Source organism: Streptomyces sp. NBC_00690, from assembly GCF_036226685.1.
Classification (GTDB): domain Bacteria; phylum Actinomycetota; class Actinomycetes; order Streptomycetales; family Streptomycetaceae; genus Streptomyces.
On record NZ_CP109009.1, the window covers coordinates 7,519,851 to 7,540,029 of the forward strand.

General features: G+C 69.6%; 17 protein-coding genes. 12 read left to right on the plus strand and 5 right to left on the minus strand.

The annotated features are described in order from the left end of the window. Window positions 1-183: 183 nt before the first annotated feature. The 3 genes from OID54_RS32640 (at window position 184) to OID54_RS32650 (ending at window position 3,147) form a co-directional block, all read left to right on the plus strand. The gene (locus OID54_RS32640; RefSeq protein ID WP_329025468.1) at window positions 184-930 is read left to right on the plus strand and encodes a (2Fe-2S)-binding protein; all 747 of its coding nucleotides are present in this window, start codon (window positions 184-186) and stop codon (window positions 928-930) included. 116 nt (window positions 931-1,046) lie between these two features. Continuing rightward, entirely contained in the window at window positions 1,047-2,510 is a 1,464-nt protein-coding gene (locus OID54_RS32645; protein WP_329025470.1) for an SDR family NAD(P)-dependent oxidoreductase, read from the plus strand. A 454-nt stretch (window positions 2,511-2,964) separates the two neighbouring features. Then, a complete protein-coding gene (locus tag OID54_RS32650; protein WP_329025473.1) occupies window positions 2,965-3,147 on the plus strand; it encodes a hypothetical protein in 183 nt (60 codons plus the stop codon). Between the two features lie 74 nt (window positions 3,148-3,221). Here OID54_RS32650 and OID54_RS32655 read toward each other — a convergent pair whose 3' ends face one another. After that, on the minus strand, window positions 3,222-4,631 hold the full coding sequence (locus tag OID54_RS32655; RefSeq protein WP_329025474.1) for a lipase maturation factor family protein: 1,410 nt from the start codon (window positions 4,629-4,631) through the stop codon (window positions 3,222-3,224). Between the two features lie 377 nt (window positions 4,632-5,008). On the opposite strand from OID54_RS32655, the gene OID54_RS32660 reads away from it, so the two are divergent. From OID54_RS32660 to OID54_RS32675, 4 genes are all read left to right on the plus strand, one after another. Beyond that, on the plus strand, window positions 5,009-6,130 hold the full coding sequence (locus tag OID54_RS32660; RefSeq protein WP_443055716.1) for a DUF6777 domain-containing protein: 1,122 nt from the start codon (window positions 5,009-5,011) through the stop codon (window positions 6,128-6,130). Between the two features lie 154 nt (window positions 6,131-6,284). Next, complete coding sequence (locus OID54_RS32665; RefSeq protein ID WP_329025478.1) at window positions 6,285-8,357, plus strand: SpoIIE family protein phosphatase; 2,073 nt, start codon at window positions 6,285-6,287, stop codon at window positions 8,355-8,357. Window positions 8,358-8,719: 362 nt separating this feature from the next. Then, complete coding sequence (locus OID54_RS32670) at window positions 8,720-10,075, plus strand: wax ester/triacylglycerol synthase family O-acyltransferase (RefSeq protein WP_329025480.1); 1,356 nt, start codon at window positions 8,720-8,722, stop codon at window positions 10,073-10,075. A 113-nt stretch (window positions 10,076-10,188) separates the two neighbouring features. After that, entirely contained in the window at window positions 10,189-11,049 is an 861-nt protein-coding gene (locus OID54_RS32675) for an Fpg/Nei family DNA glycosylase (RefSeq protein ID WP_329025482.1), read from the plus strand. 7 nt (window positions 11,050-11,056) lie between these two features. On the opposite strand, the gene OID54_RS32680 is transcribed toward OID54_RS32675, so the two are convergent. After that, the gene (locus OID54_RS32680) at window positions 11,057-11,731 is read right to left on the minus strand and encodes a hypothetical protein (protein ID WP_329025484.1); all 675 of its coding nucleotides are present in this window, start codon (window positions 11,729-11,731) and stop codon (window positions 11,057-11,059) included. Between the two features lie 245 nt (window positions 11,732-11,976). Between OID54_RS32680 and OID54_RS32685 the strand changes: the two genes are divergently transcribed. The 4 genes from OID54_RS32685 (at window position 11,977) to OID54_RS32700 (ending at window position 16,283) form a co-directional block, all read left to right on the plus strand. After that, on the plus strand, window positions 11,977-12,774 hold the full coding sequence (locus tag OID54_RS32685) for a LytR/AlgR family response regulator transcription factor (RefSeq protein ID WP_329025485.1): 798 nt from the start codon (window positions 11,977-11,979) through the stop codon (window positions 12,772-12,774). Between the two features lie 130 nt (window positions 12,775-12,904). Beyond that, window positions 12,905-13,285, plus strand: a complete 381-nt coding sequence (locus OID54_RS32690; RefSeq protein ID WP_329025487.1) for a hypothetical protein — start codon at window positions 12,905-12,907, stop codon at window positions 13,283-13,285. Between the two features lie 23 nt (window positions 13,286-13,308). Continuing rightward, on the plus strand, window positions 13,309-15,066 hold the full coding sequence (locus OID54_RS32695; RefSeq protein WP_329025489.1) for a sodium/solute symporter: 1,758 nt from the start codon (window positions 13,309-13,311) through the stop codon (window positions 15,064-15,066). Beyond that, window positions 15,063-16,283, plus strand: coding sequence for a sensor histidine kinase (locus OID54_RS32700; RefSeq protein WP_329025491.1), 1,221 nt, complete (start codon window positions 15,063-15,065; stop codon window positions 16,281-16,283). Before OID54_RS32695 ends, OID54_RS32700 begins: the two co-directional genes overlap by 4 nt. 98 nt (window positions 16,284-16,381) lie before the next feature. Here OID54_RS32700 and OID54_RS32705 read toward each other — a convergent pair whose 3' ends face one another. Then, the gene (locus OID54_RS32705; RefSeq protein WP_329025492.1) at window positions 16,382-16,903 is read right to left on the minus strand and encodes a hypothetical protein; all 522 of its coding nucleotides are present in this window, start codon (window positions 16,901-16,903) and stop codon (window positions 16,382-16,384) included. A 352-nt stretch (window positions 16,904-17,255) separates the two neighbouring features. Then, complete coding sequence (locus OID54_RS32710) at window positions 17,256-17,813, minus strand: sigma-70 family RNA polymerase sigma factor (RefSeq protein ID WP_329025494.1); 558 nt, start codon at window positions 17,811-17,813, stop codon at window positions 17,256-17,258. Window positions 17,814-18,167: 354 nt separating this feature from the next. Here OID54_RS32710 and OID54_RS32715 point away from each other — a divergent pair, with 354 nt between their 5' ends. Further along, the gene (locus OID54_RS32715) at window positions 18,168-19,373 is read left to right on the plus strand and encodes a CapA family protein (protein ID WP_329025496.1); all 1,206 of its coding nucleotides are present in this window, start codon (window positions 18,168-18,170) and stop codon (window positions 19,371-19,373) included. 98 nt (window positions 19,374-19,471) lie between these two features. Here OID54_RS32715 and OID54_RS32720 read toward each other — a convergent pair whose 3' ends face one another. Next, the gene (locus tag OID54_RS32720; RefSeq protein WP_329025498.1) at window positions 19,472-19,933 is read right to left on the minus strand and encodes a universal stress protein; all 462 of its coding nucleotides are present in this window, start codon (window positions 19,931-19,933) and stop codon (window positions 19,472-19,474) included. Window positions 19,934-20,179 lie beyond the last annotated feature (246 nt).

A 20,179-nucleotide genomic window follows, 5' to 3' on the forward strand; every position in this document is an offset into this window, starting at 1 on the left:
TCACCGCGTCGTCCTTGAGCAGGCAATTGGACGTACTGCCGACGGAGTACGAGCGTAGGCCAAAAGTCCCATGTGCGATGGTTGAGCAGGTCAGAGGGGGTGGGGATATGTCAGACAATCCTCCCGCGTGCCGAACGTGACCACGGGTAACCACTAAGGGGTGACGGATTGCATACGGGGCGCATGGATCTCGGGGAACTCAGTTCGATCGGTGGATTCTTCGCCCTGCGGACCTTTGATGCAGCGGCGCCCGAGGCACACGGTGTACCGACCTCGGCTCCCGAGGGGCCCGGGACCCCGCTGGCCAGGCTCTACGCCGGGGACGATCACCCCCTGACCGACCGTGTCGACACGGTCGAACGCGCGCTGCGCACGCCCGAGCGCCGGATCGCGGTCTCCATTGCGCAACTGGGTCTGGCGGCCCGACTGTGGTCCATCGCCGTGGGCTCGGCCGCACTGTTCGGCGAACTACCCGTACTGGACCCCGACCACCTGTACTGGGCACCGGACCGCGGTACCCCCGACGACCTCTGGCTGCGGACCCCCGGCGCCCCCGAGGCCGTCAGGACCGTGCCGGGCACCGCCGCCCGAATCCAGGCCACCGTGAGCGTCGCTCATCTCGAACCGCTCGCCGACGCGTTCTGCCGGGACACGTCCGTCGCCCGCGGACTCCTGTGGGGCAACGCGGGCTCGGCGCTCGCCGGAGCCGGGCGCCAACTCGACAGCTGGGCCCGCAACGCAGGCCGGATCGACGTCGCCGAACGGGCCGCCGTCCTGGTCCGCGAACTGCTGCGCGATCCCCCGCTCGCCGGCACGGTCCGCGGGCCCGGTCTGCGCCGGGCCACGTGCTGCCTCTACTACCGCGTTCCAGGTGGTGGGCTCTGCGGTGACTGTGTCTTCGACCACCCGCCCGCCCGAGTGGTGCGCTGAACTCCGGCCGGCCCCGGGTTCGAGCCGGGAGCGCATTTTGCCGTCACCCTTTTGCTCAGTAAAGTTGCGCTTTTGAAACCCCCAGCGTATTGAGCGATTGAGGAACGACTGCGGTCATGACGGTGACAGAGGACAGCTTGGTGTACGGACCGGGCATCGACCCCGAGCGGCTTGCCGTCTGCCTCAGCGTGCTCGATGAGCTGGACAAACTAGACGTCGACCACCCGGACGCGATCACCGTTCGGCGTGCCACGGCCGGTATCTACCGCACGGTCAAGCAGCGCCGCCGTCAGGAACGCCGGGCCGCCAAGACCGCTCACGACAAGGCGGTGACCGAGGCCACCGCCACCGGTTCCGCCGACCGCATCGACGACGAGACCGAGGGTCTGCTGCCCTCGACGTCCACCACGGGCGAGATCGCGGGGATACTCCAGCGTCCCCGCTCCTGCTACATCTGCAAGACCCGCTACACCGAGGTCGACGCCTTCTACCACCAGTTGTGCCAGGCGTGCGCGACCGAGAACCGTGCCCGTCGCGATGCCCGGACGGATCTGAGCGGCAAGCGCGCCCTGCTCACCGGCGGTCGAGCCAAGATCGGCATGTACATCGCGCTGCGCCTGCTGCGGGACGGAGCCCACACCACCATCACCACCCGCTTCCCGAACGACGCCATCCGCCGCTTCAAGGCCATGCCGGACAGCGACGAGTGGATCCAGCGCCTCAAGATCGTCGGCATCGACCTCCGTGACCCGGCGCAGGTCGTGGCGCTCGCCGATTCCGTGGCCGCCGAAGGCCCGCTGGACATCCTGATCAACAACGCCGCACAGACCGTGCGCCGCTCGCCCCAGGCGTACCGGGAGCTCGTGGTCGCGGAGAGCGCCCCGCTGCCTGCCGGCGTCCTCCCGCCGGCCGAGGTGATCGGCACCTTCGGCAGCGGTGCGGTGGAGTCCGTGGCCGCACTCCCCTCCGCTGCCGGTGAGGGGCTGACCGCCGCCGACGTCACCGGGCTCGCCCTCGTGTCCGGTTCCGCGACGCCGGCCAGGATCGAGGCGGGCACCGCGATCGACGCGGGCGGTCTCGTCCCCGATCTCCATGACACCAACAGTTGGGTGCAGACGGTCTCCGAGGTCGACCCGGTCGAGCTGCTGGAGGTCCAGCTCTGCAATTCGACCGCGCCGTTCATCCTGATCAGCCGGCTGCGGTCGGCCATGGCCGCGGCATCCGCCCCGCGGACGTACATCGTGAACGTCTCCGCGATGGAAGGCGTCTTCAGTCGCGGTTACAAGGGCGCCGGGCATCCGCACACCAATATGGCCAAGGCGGCCTTGAACATGCTCACGCGCACCAGCGCCCAGGAGATGTTCGAGTCCGACGGCATTCTGATGACCGCCGTGGACACCGGCTGGATCACTGACGAACGCCCGCACCCCGACAAGATGCGGCTGGCCGACGAGGGGTTCCACGCCCCGCTCGATCTGATCGACGGTGCTGCCCGGGTCTACGACCCGATCGTTCGCGGCGAGGCGGGCGAGGAGCTCTACGGCTGCTTCCTCAAGGACTACGCGCCTGCCAACTGGTAGGCAGATCGCCGGGGGGCCCTTCGGAGGAGTCCACTCCGGATCCTGTCGACCACTCATATGAAGCCCGGTCCATCCCCTTGCGGGAAGGGCCGGGCTTTTCACTCCACTGGCGGATGTCCCGTACCCGGCGCCGGCGTGGACCACGGCCCAGCGCTGGGTTGGCCGATGCCGATCCCGATTACTCCATCCGGGTTTTAGTGGCGCACGTCACCATGGCCGCAAGTTCCATAGCCATGTGGTTTGTTGGCCTGAAATAAGGAGTTGAGTGAGCCCCATCGAGCGGCGTTTCGCTCATTTGGTTAGTCTGATGGGCACGGACGCCACCAAAGGGCTCACAAAAGCCCCTTGACCGTCCTGGGACAGGTCTGCAACCAGGCCGCGGTCCCGCCCTAGTGCCGGCGCCACCGCGACCGAACCGCCCCCGTCCCAGTTACGCGACACAGAGGAGTGCGCGGTGACATCTGATCTCAAGCCCCCCAAGAATTACGACAAGCGTCCGCCGGAACGAGCGGCCGGTCGGGCAGTGCGGCCCGACGAGCTCGGCAATCTCGAAGTGTGGGCGCGATCCGCCCCGATCCGGCTCGCTGGCTACGAGGAAGACCTCGCGGAGCCGCACATCCTCCAGGGCATCGACTGATCGAATCGCCCGTAGCGTGCCCCCCTGCCCGATCGGGCAGGGGGGCACGCTGGTGTCGGGACCCCTGTGGTGACTCACTCCAGGCGCGTCGGCGGCAGATACTCCCGGACGAAGTCCCGGTGCCACCACGCGCCCGTCTCCCTGCGCTCCGCCCCGGTCGTCAGCCGATAGCGGTACAGGCGCGCCCGTACCCATGCCGGCCGGGTGGTGGGAAAGGGATCGTGCCCCAGCAGGCGCAGGGTGTCCCGGTCGCCGGCCAGTAGCCGTTCGACGAAGGGGCCGAACCAGGGCCGGGCGTAGGAGGGGGAGAGCGCGGCGAACCACATCATCCAGTCGAGGCGCAGATGGTACGGGGCGAACTGCCGCGGTAGTCGGTGCACGTCCGTGGGCTTGCCGCGAAAGCCGTACTCCCGCCACCGGGTGCCGTGGTGCAGGACCTTCTCGTCCGTTCCCTCCACCACCACCTCGTGGCGCACCCGGCTCACCGTGCCGAAGGCGCCATAGGCGTTGACCAGGTGGAGGGAGTCATAGGACCGGTTCATCTGTTGTCGTCGCGAGAGCAGATTGAGCGCCGGACGGTAGCTCAGCACCAGCAGGACCACGGCGATGGCGATTACCGTGATCTCGTACCAGAGCGGGCAGGTCGGCAGGGGTTTCGGGGCGGCCTCCAGGAGTGAGCCGTCCACGGCGGTGAGGGCGAGCGCGATGGTCAGCCAGTTCAGCCAGGCGAAGTTGCCCGACAGGATCAGCCAGAGCTGGGTGATCACGATCCCCACGGCGGCTGCGGTCGCCACGGGCTGCGGGGTGAAGAGCAGAACGGGCAGGACGAGCTGGGCGAAGTGGTTGGCCGCCACCTCCACCCGGTGGAGCGGGCGTGGGAGGCGGTGGAAGAACCAGCTGAGCGGACCGGGCATCGGCTGGGTCTCGTGGTGGTAGTAGAGGCAGGTCAGATCGCGCCAGCAGCGATCGCCGCGCAGCTTGATCAACCCTGCTCCGAACTCCACCCGAAACAGGACCCAGCGCAGCAGGAAGAGGACGAGTACGGGTGGCCCGGTCCGCTCGTTGCCGAGGAACACGGCCAGGAATCCGGTCTCCAGCAGGAGCGATTCCCAGCCGAAGGCGTACCAGGTCTGACCGATGTTGACGATCGACAGATAGAGCAGCCACAGCACGGCCCACCAAGCCATCGCCACCGGCAGGGGTAGTCGGTCCGCCGCACCGAGGACCAGGGCTGCGGAGAGCGCGACTCCGGCCCAGGAGCACACGGCGAACAGTCGGTCCGAGTAGTGCAGCCGGAAGAGACCGGGGGCGCTCCGCCATGAGGTCGCCCGCAGATAGGCGGGTGCGGGGAGCATTCCGTCCGTCCCGATCAGCGCGCGGAACTGCCGGGCAGCGGTGAGGAAAGCCACCAGGTACACCGCGGCCAACACGCGCTGGAAGAGCAACCGGCTCCACCAGTAGTCACCATCGACGAACCACTCCATCGCTCAGTATCGGCCCGAGCGGCCGAGTCGTGGCGCGGTCACATCCGCCGGACGGCCGAGCGTCGGGCGGCCGAGCGTCGAACGACCGTGGTTCACGGACGACGGCTGACTGCGGCCCGCCGACCGCTGTTGACCTCCGCCGCCGACCATCGTTGATCTCTGCTGCTCTCCGTGAACGGCCGGGCTCCTGAGCGCTGCCCGGTGCCGTTCAGGACCCCGCATGGCTGCGAACACTGTTCAGCCGGACCGATGGGGGATGCACTGAGGACCTCAGGCCCGTCCGGAGTGCGCCCCCACCCGTTTGAGCGCGTTCCGGTAGCGCTCCCGTCGGTAGTCCGGCAGAACTGGTGAGTACAGCGAGGGTCTAGTGGCGGGAGATGTCCGTGCGTTCCGTGCGTCGTCGATGGTCAGCGGCCGTTGTCCTGTCCGTCGCGCTCTCCTGTGGGCTGCTGATCGCGGGGTGCGGCGGGGACACCATCGCGGCGTCGGAGCCGGACGAGGAGGTGTTCCTCCAGGCTGCCGCAGCCCGGGGACCCGATCCGTACACGGAGTCGACCGCACGGGCGATCACTTCGCCCGCACCGCAGCCCCCGGCTGCCGGGGGCGGTGACACCCGGTTGAAGGGGCAGACCCTGCGCACCCTTTCGGGCTCCACTCCCGGCCTGTACGGCGGCATCCAGTCCATCGGCAACTGCGATGCGGCCCGACAGACCACCCTCCTCCACGCCGATACCGCAAAGGCCCGGTCATGGGCGCGTGGCGCGGGAATCTCACCGACCGCCCTGCCGGGGTTCATGAGTGAGCTCACTCCGGTGGTGCTGCGGGCCGACACACGGGTCACCAGTCATGGGTATCGGGGCGGCGCCGCCGCTCGCTACCAGGCCGTGCTCCAGGCGGGCACGGCGGTGCTGGTGGACCGCCAGGGCACCCCGCGGGTGCGCTGTGCCTGTGGGAACCCCCTGCGCCCGCCGATCGCCGCTAAAGGCGCCGTCGTGCACAAGGGGCGGGCGTGGGCCGGCTATGAGCCGGACCGGGTCGTCGTGGTGAAGCCCGCGGCGCAGACGATCGCCAGCCTGGTCATCGTCGATGTGGTGTCCAGCACCTGGATCGACCGGAAGACGGGCAGCGACGGAGAGTCGGACAAGAGCCCCGAAGTGCTGCCGCCCGTGACCCCGGACGACATCTACACCTATCCTCCGGTGCCCGACCCGTCCGAGTCCGCCTCCGAGGCAGAGCCGGACGACCCGACCGCATCCGACGAGGGAACACTGCCGGACGGTCCCACGCCCACGGACTGTCCTCCCGTGCCCGACACCCTCGACCAGGTGACGCCGGCGCAACCGTCGCTCTGCCCGGATCAGCAACCGTCCGAGCCGGATGAGCTCCCGAGCGAGCTCCTGCCGCCGCCGGTCGACCCGGATGTGCCGCCGGAGGACGTCCCGTCCGACCCCGAGTCGCCGGTGGAGCAACTCGTGGCACCGGACACCTTCACCGGTTGAGCGAGGCCAGGCTCGGCGGTGCGAGGGCGCAGAGGGTCGGGCGCTCGGTGATCTCCCCCTAAGTGCCATACGTTAGAAATCTCAATAAAGTGGGCATATCAATTTAATTGCCCAATCAGTCGAAGAATCTGACAAATGATGGCAGAGTGGCTCCATGGTTGATCGGGCAGCGGGTGCCCTGTCGCTTCCCGACGACTGGCCGGTCGGCCCCGATCTGAGTCTGTCCTTCAACCGCATGGGCAGCTTCGACTGGGACCTGGCCAGCGGACTCATGCATCTGGACGACTCCGCGCTCCAGGTGCTGGAACTGCGGCCTGGTGACTACGACGGCTACCGGGCGAGCCTCACCGACCGGATGCCGGCGGAGGACGCCGCCCGGCTGGACTCCCAGGTGGCCCAGGCGCTCAAGAACGGCAATGAGAACTACGGCGTCTACTTCCGCATCCGTCGCCGTGACGGCGGGCTGCGCTGGACCCACACCCAAGGGTGCGTGCGCCGGGACGGGAACGGTCGTCCCGAGCGGATCATCGGCATCGTCCGCGACGCCACCGAGGAACTCGCCGACTCCGCCGCCCGAGCCGAGGCCGACGTCCACCGCAGACGGCAGACCAGCGTGGTCGAGTCCACCACCGCGGCGCTCGCACACGCCCGAACCGTCCAGGACGTCATCGACGTCCTCACCGCCTCCCACGGCCTGGAGCACTTCGGCGCGGCCAGCCTGGTGATGGGGCTGCTGGAGGCGGGCGGTCGCATCCATCTGGTGGCCGAGGGGCCGACGCACGCCTTCATCCCCGGCACCCGCTGGACCCGGGTCGAGGACGAGTACCCGATGAGCGAGGTGGTACGGACGCTCGCCCCCCGCTTCATCGAGTCCCAGGCCGACTTCGCCGAGTCCTACCCGGTCCTCTGGCCGCACCTCGAAGGACTCGGCATCGTATCGGCGGCCTATCTGCCGCTCATCGCCCAAGCCCGTCCGATCGGTGCGCTCGGCCTGCTCTACAGCGACCGCACCGGCTTCAGCTCCGAGGATCGCAATGTCCTGGTCGCGCTGGGCAGCAGCATTGCGCAGAGCGTCCAGCGCGCGGTCCTCTACGACCAGGAACACGATCTCGCCGAAGGGCTCCAGCAGGCCATGCTGCCGCGCCGGATCCCCGCAGTGCCCGGCGCGCAGATCGCGGTGCGTTATCGATCCGCACGGATCGGCCGGGACATCGGCGGGGACTGGTACGACATCATCACCCTCCCCGGCGGCCGGGTCGGTGCGGTCATCGGAGACGTTCAGGGGCACGACACGGACGCGGCGGCCGTCATGGGACAACTGCGCATCGTCCTGCGCGCCTACGCGGCCGAAGGGCACACCCCGGCCACGGTGATGGCCCGGGCCTCGATCTTCCTCGACGAGTTGGACACCGACCGTTTCGCGACCTGCCTCTACGCCGAGGCCGACCCGGCGACCGGCGTCGTCCAGGTGGTGCGTGCCGGCCATGTCGATCCCCTCCTGCGAGACACGGACGGCAGTTGTCGCAGACTCCCCGTCGAAGGGGGGCTTCCCCTGGGGCTCTCGGCCGAGTTCGGACGGCTGGAGTACCCCGTCAGCACCGTCGAGTTGGACCCGGGGCAGACCCTGATCCTCTACACCGACGGCCTCGTCGAACAGCCCGGCGCCGACCTCGACGACGGGATGCAGATGCTGACCGCGCTGGTGCGCAGCGGCCCCAGCGACCTCCAACGGTTGGCCGATCACCTGTGCGAGGTCGTGGACGAACGCGGTGGTGAAGACGATGTGGCGATCCTGTTGCTGCGCCGTCGGGGGACCGTCACCCCTCGCTCGGGCGGCCGACTGCAACAGAGCGTGGCGCAGAACGAGCCGGAGGCCCTGCGCTCGGCCCGGCACATGGTCCTCTCGGCGGTGCGCGCCTGGGGAGCTCGGGAGCGCTCCGATGAGATCGAGCTCGCGGCCGATGAGCTGATCACCAATGCCCTGATGCACACCGACGGCGGAGCGATCGTGACCGTCAGGGTGTTGGTGGGACCACAGCGGCGGCTGCGGGTGGAGGTCGAGGACCGCTCCAGCGCGTTGCCACGGCGCAGGGAGGCCGATCTGTCCGGAGTCTCCGGACGGGGCTTGCTCCTCGTGGACCAGTTGGCGGACGCCTGGGGAGTGGAGTCCCGCGGTACGGGCAAATGCGTGTGGTGCGAGTTCACCGTGCCGGACCGGCTCGACTGAATGCCTTCCCCGTCGGGCACGGCGGACGGGGAAGGCGGCAGGGCGGCGTCGACGGGGGTGATGACCGGCAGTGACGTCCTTCCGGTCGAGATCGAGCGATGCAACCGGAGCGCATCGACCCCGGAGCAGCCTGAGCACATCGATCCGATCAGCCGGAGGGCATGATCCGGAACGGTCGGACCGCACCATCCGGAGCAGATCGAAGGGGCGCCTTCCCTGATCCGGGTGTTAACTGTCCGTAAATTGATCGTACTTGACCGTAACCGAATAAAGGCGATTGACTGCGATGGGCTGCGATTGTGTGCGGGACATCGCCCTTTTGCCTGGGCCTGTAGGTCTTCCTTCTAGGACATGAGGACACCGTGAGTAGCGAGCTTCTCGCCCCCCTCGATCTGGCTTTCTGGCACCTTGAGTCCGATGGCCACCCGATGCACCTCGGCGCGCTCGCACTCTTCGCACCGGCCGAGGATGCTCCCCGCACCGGCCGGCCGTTCGACGAGGAGGTGCGGGAACTCCTCGCCGATCGCGCCTGCGCGATTCGGCGGCTGCGGATGCGGGTCCAAGACGTGCTCGTGCCCGTCGGCGGAGCGGTCTGGGCCGTGGACAAGGACTTCGACGTACGACGTCACGTCCACCATGTGCGCCTGCCCACCGGGGACTTCCGGGCCGCGGCGACCGCCGTCGCCGGCGAGCTCATGGAGCGCCCGCTTGCGCGAGGGTTGCCGCCGTGGGAGATGTACCTCCTCACCGGCGAGCCCGAAGGACCCTTCGCGGTCCTGGTCAAACTCCACCACGCCCTCGCGGACGGGATGCGCGCGGTCGCCATCGGAGCCGGGATCTTCGACGAGATCGCCGGAGCCCGAGCAGCACGCGTCGGCCGATCCGGGCCGGCTCCCGATCGACCGTGGTTCAGCGACCCCGCCCGGCTCCTCGGCTTCGCCCGTGACCGCATCGACGACTTTGGGCGTGCGGTGGGGGTCAGCGCCTCCGTCGTCCGCGCCAGCCGCTTCGACCCCCGAGGGCTGCCCGCGCTCACCGCCGGCTCCAGCGGCACCAGGCGGCTCGGCACGGTGATCCTGGACCTGGAGAAGGTGCGCAGTGTCCGCCGGGAGACGGGCGGCACGGCCAACGATGTACTCCTCGCGGTCGTCGCCGGTGGCCTGCGGCGCTGGGCCCACCTCCGCGGCGAGCAACTACCCGCCAGCGGGCCGCGGGCCCTGGTGCCCGTCTCCCGCCGCCGCCCCGGCAGCCCACCCGGCTCGGGCAACAAGCTCTCCGCCTATCTGCTGGAACTCCCGGTCGCCGAACCCGATCCGCGGCTGCGGCTGGCCGCCGTACGAGCAGCGATGGACCGCAACAAGGCGGCCGGTCCCTCACGCGGAGCGGGCGCTCTGGCCGTACTCGCGGATCAGCTGCCGCCCCTCGCCCACCGGTTCGGCGCTCCCTTCGCCCAGGGCGCGGCCCGGATGCTCTTCGACGTCCTCGTGACCAGCGTCCCGTTGCCCCGCTCGGCCCTTTCGCTGGGTGGCAGGCCGCTCCAGGAGATCTATCCGATGGCTCCGCTGCCCCGGGGGCAGGCGCTTGCCGTGGCGCTGACCACCTACGGCGGCAAGGTCCACGTGGGTCTGGTCGTGGACGGCAAGGCGGTACCGGACCTCGACCTCCTGGCGCAGTGCCTCCGGGACGAGTTGGCGGAACTACGACTACTGGCCCCCTGATCCCGTCGGCCTCACACAGCATCGAGCCCGGCCCGCGCCCGCCCAGAGATCCCCCGAGACTCCGCCGAGTGCATGAATCTGCACTTTCCCGTGGGCTGCGGCACTCTGGACGCATGCCGGAAATGCCTGAAGTGGAATCTCTGAGGGGCTTCCTCGGGGATCGTCTCGCCGGAGAGAGGATCGCTCGGGTCCTGCCGCTGGCCATCAATGTCCTCAAGACCTACGACCCCCCGCTTAGTGCGGTCGAGGGCGCCGAGGTCACCGCCGTGGAGCGACATGGCAAATGGCTCGACATCGGCGTGGGCGAACTCCACCTCGTGGTGCACCTGGCCCGCGCCGGCTGGCTGCGCTGGCACGACGAGTACCCCGCCACCCCGCCCCGCCCGGGCAAGGGCCCCCTTGCGCTCCGTACCGTGCTGGCATCGGGTGGCGGCTTCGACCTCACCGAAGCGGGCACGACCAAGCGGCTCGCCGTCCATCTGGTCCACGACATCGCCGAGGTGCCCGCCATCGCCCGACTGGGCCCCGATCCCCTGTCGGCGGAGTTCGACCGTGCGGCCTTTGCGGCACTCCTGGCCGGTGAGCGGCGACAGCTCAAGGGCGCACTGCGCGACCAGGGCTTGATCGCGGGCATCGGCAACGCCTACAGCGACGAGATCCTGCACGCGGCGAAGATGTCCCCCTTCCAACTGGTGCACCGTCTGGACGAGGACGAGATCACCGCCCTGTACGAAGCCCTGCGCACCACACTCGGGGACGCCGTCGAACGTGCCCGGCCGATCGCCGCGGGGCGGCTCAAGGCGGAGAAGAAGAGCGGGCTCAGGGTCCACGGCCGCACCGGCGAGCCCTGCCCGGTCTGCGGAGACACCATCAGGCAGGTGTCGTTCAGCGATTCCTCGCTCCAGTACTGCCCCACCTGCCAGACGGGCGGCAAACCCCTGGCCGACCGACGGCTGTCCCGACTGCTCAAGTAGGACGCACTCAGCCGCCCAGGGCCACCAGGGTCCTACCGTTCGCGTCGCGCACTTCCCAGCGTCCGATCAAGTGGCTGGGCAGGTCGGTACCACCCTCGATGACCAGCGGCGCGCCACCGGAAGCCGTCCCGTGCCCCTTCGCGGGAACCCGCCAACTGAGGACCGGGCGCTCCACACCGTCGGCGCCGACGGCGATCAGCCGGCAGGAGCCGGGTCCCTTCACTCCGCTCAGACGCAGGGCCACCGCCGTGCCCCACGCCCGGTCCTCCACCACCGCGGAAGCCGTCACACCGGTCGAGGCGTCGGTCGCAGTGACCCGTAATCCCGGACCGTCCGAGCCGTCTGCATCCAGCCCCGCCCGGACCAACCACACCGCCGCGGGCAGCACGACGATGAGTGCCGCGGCAGCCGCCGCCAGCCGCAGCCGCCTGTGTCGGCTGCGCCGCAGCGTGCGCGCCACATCTCGGGTGAGTCGGTCCAACAGCCCGGGCGACGCCTGGACGAGTGGTACGCCGGGTTCGCTCAGCTCCGCCATCGCCGCGGCCACCGACGCGAACCCGGACAGTTCCAGGACGCACAGGCCGCAGTCTGCGAGGTGGTCCTCGAACCGAAATGCATCGCCGGGCTCCAGCACCCCCAGTGCATAGGCCGCCACATCCTGATGGTGCTGCCGGATGTCCATGGGCCCCTCGATTCAATGGTTGAGCACAGCGGATGCGCGGTGCGATCGGTCTCCGTTCCATACGCATCGCACACCCGCTGTGCTCAACCACCCCCGGAACAGTGACGATCCCCCTGCGGACGGTGAGCTTCCGAAGCCGCCGCCGACAGCGAGTCCGCCCTTCCTTCACCCCGCCCGATGACCCGCCACCGACAGTGCGTACCAACCCCGGCCCGATCCGAAAGAAAGGCCCTAGAATCCGCACCATGCTGCGTGCACTGGCCGTCGATGACGAGAGACCAGCACTGGAGGAACTGCTCTATCTGCTGCGTTCCGACCCTCACATCACCAGCGCCGAAGGGGCCAATGACGCGACCGGGGCCCTGCGCCGCATCAGCAGGGCCCTCGACGCCGGACCCGATGACATCGACGGCATCGACGTCGTCTTCCTGGACATCCACATGGCCGGGCTGACCGGTCTCGACGTCGCCAAGCTCCTCGCCAGCTTCGCCCGCCCGCCGCTGATCGTCTTCGTCACCGCGCACGAAGGCTTCGCCGTCCAAGCCTTCGACCTCAAGGCCGTCGACTACGTCCTCAAACCGGTGCGACGGGAACGGCTCGCCGAGGCCGTGCGGCGCGTCCGTGACCAGGCCGCCCAAGCAGCCCAGCTCGTCAACCCGCCAGCCGCGACCGCCCCCGTGCAGAGCAGCTCCGACCAGATCCCCGTGGAACTCGCAGGAGTCACCCGCTTCATCCAGATCCACGACATCGCCTACGTCGAGGCCCAGGGCGACTACGCCCGGCTCCACACCGACGAGGGCAGCCATCTGGTGCGCGTCCCGCTCTCCACACTGGAGGAGCGCTGGGCAGCGCGGGGCTTCGTCCGCATCCACCGAAGCCATCTCGTCTCGCTCTCCCGCATCGACGAACTACGCCTCGACGCCGGTACCACCACCGTCCGGGTCGGCACCGCCGAACTCGCCGTCAGCCGCCGGCACGCCCGCCAACTGCGCGACCTGTTGATGCAACACACCAGATCCCCCGACGGCCGACCGGCTCCCTGACACGGCGAGCGACCCGAACCCCGAGCGATCCGAACCCCGAGCGGTCGGGGCGCCTACCGTCGGAAAACCCGCGTGCGTAGACTCCACACCTCCGCAGAGAGTTCACCCACAGACGCTGGAGCGGACGGCCATGTCGGCAGAGCAACGCCCCCGCCGCGAGGTGGTCACCGGGGTCCCCCGCAGCGCGAGAAGACCCCCGGGCCACACCCACGCGCGGTCGGAGATCAGCGAACACACCACCCTCGGCGCCACCTATGTGCGCTCCCTCATGCGCAGCCAACTCCGTGCGGCCCTACTGGCGCTCGGCACCCTGGTGCTCTGCGTCGCCACCCTGCCGCTCCTGTTCGCGCTCCCCGCCGCCTTCGACGGTGAATCCCTGTCTCCCGGCCCCGTCGTCTGGGGCGCCCTCGGGTTCGGCGTCCACCCGGTCATGTGGCTCACCGCACGCTGGTACGTACGCCGGGCCGAACGCAACGAGCGGGACTTCCTCAGGCTCGTCGAAGGACGCTGAGCGGTGCGGGCGGGGGAACACCGGTGAACCAGGCGTATGCGGTGATCGCCGTCACCGTCGTGGTCCTCGCCACGGTGCTCATCGGCGGCCTCGGGCTGCGCATATCGCGCACCACATCCGACTTCTACGTCGCCTCCCGCACGGTCAACCCCGGCCTCAACGCCGCCGCCATCAGCGGCGAGTACCTCTCGGCCGCATCCTTCCTCGGCATAGCCGGTCTGATACTCCTCCAGGGCCCGGACATGCTCTGGTACCCCGTCGGTTACACGGCCGGCTATCTCGTCCTCCTGGTCCTGGTCGCCGCACCGCTGCGCCGCTCGGGTGCGTACACCCTCTCCGACTTCGCCGAAGCCCGGCTGGAATCCGCCGCCGTGCGCAGGCTCGCCAGCCTCTTCGTCGTCGGCATCGGCTGGCTCTACCTCCTGCCCCAACTCCAAGGGGCCGGGCTCACCCTGGAGATCCTCACCGGCGCGCCCGATTGGCTCGGGGGGTTGATCGTCGCCCTGGTCGTCGTCGGTGCGGTCGCCGCCGGCGGCATGCGGAGCATCACCTTCGTCCAGGCGTTCCAGTACTGGCTCAAGCTCACCGCACTCCTGGTGCCCGCACTCTTCCTCCTGGCGGCATGGGCCGACGACGACGCCCCCCGCGCCCGCTTCGACGCCCCGGCCGTCCTGCGCGAGCACACCGAGGTCCGCGTCGACGACACCGTACGCATGGAGTTGTCGAAGCCGTTGACCATCACCGTCAGCGGGGAGGTCGACGGGCACGCGTACCAGGACCGGACCCTCACCCTCGACGAAGGTGCCCACCGGATCGAGAAGGGCACACTGCTCGGTCTGGCCCGTGGCACCGAGGTCCCCGAGCGGATCTCGTCGGGCGCCGATCCGTCGAGTTGGTCCCAACCCCTGGCCGGTGGACGCGACGGCTACCACCTCTACGCCACCTACGGGCTGATCCTCGCCACCTTCCTGGGCACCATGGGGCTCCCGCACGTCGCCGTCCGCTTCTACACCAGCCCGGACGGGCGCGCCGCCCGCCGCACCACCCTCGTGGTGCTCGGGCTCGTCGGGGCCTTCTACCTCCTTCCACCGGTCTACGGCGCCCTGGGCCGGATCTACGCCCCCGAACTCGCCCTCACCGGTGATGCGGACGCCGCCGTCCTGGTGCTGCCCGAACGGATCATCGGCGGAGTGGCGGGCGATCTCCTGGGCGCACTGCTGGCCGGTGGCGCCTTCGCCGCGTTCCTGTCGACCGCATCCGGGCTGACCATGTCCGTTGCCGGGGTCATCACCCAGGACGTGCTGCCCTCCCGCGGCGTACGCCATTTCCGGCTCGCGACCGTGCTGGCTATGGCCGTGCCCGCCTTGGTCAGCACCCTCACCACCCATGTCCCCATCGCCGATGCCGTGGGCCTCGCGTTCGCCGTCTCCGCCTCCTCCTTCTGTCCGCTCCTCGTCCTCGGCATCTGGTGGCGCGGGCTCACTCCACCGGGAGCCGTGGCGGGCCTGCTCATCGGCGGTGGCTCCGCGCTCACCGCGGTGATGACGACCCGCGCCGGACTCGCCCCCGAGGGCTGGGCCCACACCCTGATGGCCTGGCCCGCCGTGTGGTCCGTGCCCCTCGGTTTCCTCACCATGACCCTGGTGTCGCTGGCCACCCCACGGCACGTACCCGCGGGTGCCATCGCGATCCTCGCCCGGCTGCACCTGCCCGAGGACCTGGCGGGCAGACCGCCGGACTCCGTCTCGACCAGACATCCGGGAGAGGGAAGAGAACGATGACCGGAACGGGAATGGCCGCACTCGCCGCGGCGGGCGTCGTCCTCCTGGTGGTGGGCGTCGTCATCGGACGGATCAGCGCAAGCCGGGGCAGCCGCCCCGATCTCGACCTCGGAACGCCCGTGGAGCGGGCCACCTTCCACACCCTCCACACCGCATCGCTCGCCGCACCACCCCTGCGCGCCGGGCTCACCGAGGAGACCGCCCGCAAGGCGGCCAAACACCTGCGCTCCCTCTTGGGCACCGAGGCCCTGTGCCTCACCGACCGCGAACGGGTCCTCGCCTGGGACGGACCCGGCGAGGACCACCACGAGCGACGGGTGATGGGGCATGTGACGGCCATGCTCGACTCCGGGCGCAGCCGCTGTGTCCACACCGAGTGCGACGACCTCCACTGCCCTTTGCGTTGGGCCGTCATCGCGCCCCTGACCGGTGAGGAAGGGGTGCTCGGCGCCCTGGTCGCCTATGGGTCACGGGAGTCGGCCGTCCTGGTGCGTGCGGCCACCGAAGTCGCCCGATGGGTCTCCGTGCAACTGGAGCTCGCCGAACTCGACCGCTCCCGGACCCGGTTGATCGAGGCGGAGATCCGGGCCCTACGAGCTCAGATATCGCCCCATTTCATCTTCAACTCGCTCGCCGCGATCGCCTCGTTCGTCCGCACTGACCCCGGTCGCGCTCGTGAGCTGTTGCTGGAGTTCGCCGACTTCACCCGGTACTCCTTCAGACGGCATGGCGAGTTCACGACCCTCGCCGATGAACTGCGTTCGATCGAGCAGTACCTGGCTCTGGCGGGCGCCCGCTTCGGCGACCGGCTTAAGGTGACCCTCCAGGTGGCCCCCGAGGTGCTTCCGGTGGCTCTGCCCTTCCTCTGCCTCCAACCGCTCGTCGAGAACGCGGTCAAGCACGGTCTGGAGGACTCCCCGGAGGAGTGCCGGGTGACCATCGCCGCCCAGGACGCCGGGGCCGAGGCGATGGTGACGATCGAGGACGACGGGGTGGGGATGGACCCGGCCGTGCTGCGCCGCATCCTGGCGGGGGAGCGGACCGGGTCGGCGGGGATGGGTCTGTGCAATGTGGACGAGCGGTTGCGCCAGGTGTACGGGGACGATCACGGGCTCGTCATCGAGACGGGCATCGGCGCCGGGATGAAGATCACCGTACGGATTCCCAAGTACCGGGCGGGCGTCCATTCGTCCCCGGGCCATCGGATCACGGGCTGAGCGGGCCCCGGCCGCCCGGGCGGGGAATGGTTCGAGGGCGGCCGGCTCGGGGCTGGTCGGGTGCGGGGTGTGGGGTCCGGAACCGACGTCGAACGGAGTCAGTAGAGGTGGATGGCCAGATGGCTGAGCGGCAGCCCCAACTGCCAAGCCGGTGTCCATATCTGTGTGCACTCGTCCACGACGGCATCGGCGGGTCCTGCGGGGTGCCACGGTTCGCTGTCGCCCAGGTCGGCGGCGAGTAGTTCGGTCTGTCTCAGCCAGCGCCAGGAACTCCGGGCGAGGGAGAGGTCCGGATCCGGTCTGCCACCGATGCCCTCCTCACGGTCCTCGCGGTCCGCCATGCGTTCCATCACCCACTCGGACCAGGGATGGCCGTACGTCGTAAGGTTCAGCCACTCCTCGATCCGGAACGCAGACCGCAGTCCGGCCGCTTCGTCGGAGCCGTCGGCCAGGCAGATGGTCAGGGCGAGGGTCTCGCGCCCCGCTCGGTACTCCAGTGAGCCGCTCTCCACCAGGGAACTGGTCCGGAGCATTTCGTCGGCGATGTACTCGGCGCAGAGCCACGCCATTGGAATCGCCAGCGCGCGCCCGCTGGTTCCGTTCGTACTCTCTGGCTGCACCCTTCCCACCTTCTTCCGGACGACTGCGTGTGCCGACTCGGAGACGAGCCTCTACCGAGTGAGACGGTTGCGGGCGGCTCTTTACTCAACTTCACCGTGACGTTTGGCATAACCGTGGCCCGTCGCCGTGGCCCCAGAGCAAGGGGGTACCGGTGGGGTCGTCGAGACGTGGGCGATCAATCTGTGGTGGCCATGCCAGGGGGAGTCGATGCGCTCGAGGGCCGTCGACCGAAGCCGTGCCGCAGCAGATCGGCAACCGCCAGGATCGGGTGGTGGGGGTGTCGTTCCTGGCGGTTGTCGTTCCTGGCGGGAGGAGGCGGGGGTGTTCCCGCCTCCTCCCGCCAGGAACGGGTCAAGCGCCCCGGTGGCCGAGGGCGGTGCGGGCACGGGCGTAGCCGGGGAGGCATCGGGACAGGGCGCGCAGGGCGTAGTACGAGCGCGACTTCACGGTGCCCGCGGGAATGCCCAGGGCCGTGGCCGTCTCCTTGACGTTCAGCCCCTGGAAGTAGAGCCGGATCAGCACCGCACGGTGTTCGGGGCTGAGCGACTCCACCGCCGCGCGGACATCGAGGACCGCCACGGCCGTCTCCGTGAGATCGGCCGGATCGGGGGTGGTGGCGAGGACTCCGTCACCGATCTCGGTGGGGCGGGCGAGTCGGGACCTGCGGGCGTCGATCGCCAGCCGCCTGCCGACGGTGAACAACCACGGCCGCATGGACTCGTACGGTCCGTCGAACGCTTCGGGGTGCTGCCAGGCGCGGACGAGCGTCTCCTGGAGCAGGTCCTCCGCCCGCATCTGGTCCCCGTAGGTCAGCCCCTGGAGGAAGGTGAGGAGGGCGGGGCCGTGTTCACGTTGCAGGTCCGCGAGGGCCCCCTCGTCGGTCGTCGCGGAAGCGGTCGCGGTCGCCATGGCCAACACCTTTCGTGCGGGAGCGTCTGTCGTGTGGGTCACACCGTTGCGTGGCGTATCCGAACCCATGCCCGGGTCGGGAGACAGACGATGGGCGGGGAGCGTCGACGAGCGGTCGCCTGGAGCGGCGAGTGGTGCGGTGAACGGTCGGCCGGGGCGGGTCGGCCGGGGAAGCGGCGGTCGCCGCCGAAGCCGCTGTGGGTGGCACCGAACGGCATGGGCGGAGCTCCGGGGGGTTGTGTGGAGGGGGCATTTCGGCGACGGGACGGCCCTGTCACTTGACGGGCCACACCCTGACGCGGTGCATTCGGATTGTCATATTTATTCCGTGATGGACTGCTTGGGAGCCACCCCATGCCACAGCACATCGGACGAGGAACGACGGCCCTCGCGGTCGTCCTCTGCGGAACCGCCGCGGTCGCCTGCGCACCGACCGCCGGGCACGGCCCACGCTCCAGTGGAGTCGAACGACCGGCGACCGCCCCCCGCGCCGTCCCGGCCGCTCAGCAACCCCGTCCCTTCACCCTCGTGGCGACGGGCGACGTGCTGCCGCACGACTCCGTCATCCGACAGGCCGGCGTCGATGCCGGGCCTTCGGATGACGGGAACTATGACTTCCGGCCCATGCTCGCGGGCGTGCGACCGGTGATCTCCTCGGCCGACCTGGCGATCTGCCATATGGAGACGGTGTACGGCGAGCGTGGCGACTACAGCGGCTACCCCGCGTTCAAATCGCCCCCACAGATCGCCAAGGGACTGGCCGCCACCGGCTACGACGCCTGTTCGACCGCCTCCAACCACTCGCTTGACGACGGCGCAGCGGGCATTCGGCGCACCTTGGACGCCCTGGACACGGCGGGCGTACGCCACACCGGATCTGCCCGCACCGCAGCCGAGGCCACCACCCCCGCCTGGCTGAAGTCCGCCGGTGCCAAGGTCGCCCAATTGGCGTACACCTACGGCACCAACGACTACCCGCTGCCCGAGGGACAGCCATGGGCGGTCAGTCTGCTGGACGAGGAGAAGATCATTTCCGATGCCCGCGCCGCTCGTCGGGCGGGGGCCGATGTGGTGGTCCTCAGTCTGCACTGGGGCACGGAGTGGCAGACCGAACCCGATGCGACACAACTCACCCTGGCCAAGAACCTCACCGCGTCCCGTACCGTGGGACGCCCTGACGTCGACCTGATCTTGGGAACGCATGCTCACGTTCCCCAGCCCTACGAGAAGGTCAACGGCACCTGGGTCGTCTACGGCATGGGTGACCAGATCGCGGGTCCGATGACGAACTACTCCGGATCCCCGGACGCCCGGGGCAACCAGGGCTCCATCGGACGGTTCACCTTCACCCCGCCCCGGGCCCCGGGCGGACGCTGGGAAGTGACCCGGGCCGAGTTCATCCCCCAGTGGATGGACACGGTCGAAGGCAGGGTCGTCAACCTGCCCGCCGCACTCGCACGGGGGGCCGACCGGGAGGACTACAGCCAGGCCCAGACGTCGATCAGGACGGCCGTGCTCAGTCGCAACGCCGCGTCGGACGGGCTCACCATGGGCCGCTGAGCCCCGGGCCGTGTTCCCTCACACCGACAGCTGTACCAACACCGAGAACAACACACACCGACACCGACACCGACAGGCAACGGTGCCCCGGTGCTCACCTACGGCACCACCGTCACCGGCCAGCGCCCCGCCTTCACCAAGCGCACCGCCACCGAGCCCACCAGCCGGTGCCCCGCCGACTCCGACGCACCCACCACCACAGCATCGGCCTTCAGTTCGTCCGCCGCGGCGACCAACCCCCCGTAGGGGTCACCCGGGAAGGTGTGGAACTCCCAGCGCACGTCCCAGATGTCCCGCAGCCGCTCGGTCGCCGCCCGGACCTCCGCGACCAGCCCCTCCACGAGCCCCTCCGTCGTGCCCACCACCGGCACTCCCAGCGCCATGCCCATCGAGATCACGGGTTGGATGTAGACGATGGCGAGCAGCGCGTTCTGTCGGCGTGCAAGACCGCTCGCGTACGCCACCGCCCGCAGTGAGGAGGCCGAGCCGTCGACCCCGGCGACGATGACCTTGGGGCCGTCCGTGCCGAGTTCGAACTGAGAAGGGCGCTGCTGTGTCACACCATCGAGAGTAGGCCGCTCCAGCCCGTGCACCCGTCGACCGACCGACCGACCGACCGACCGACCGACCGACCGACCGACCGACCGACCGACCGACCGACCGACCGACCGAGCACCGCGCCGTTGCGTTGCTGTCGACGCCCACCGGAATGCGTCCCCACCATCGGTCACACCCGCCCGGCCGCAGAAGTGCACCGACCGGGCGGCCCCGAACGCCTCGACAGGCGCATGACCGTGCGCCTCCTT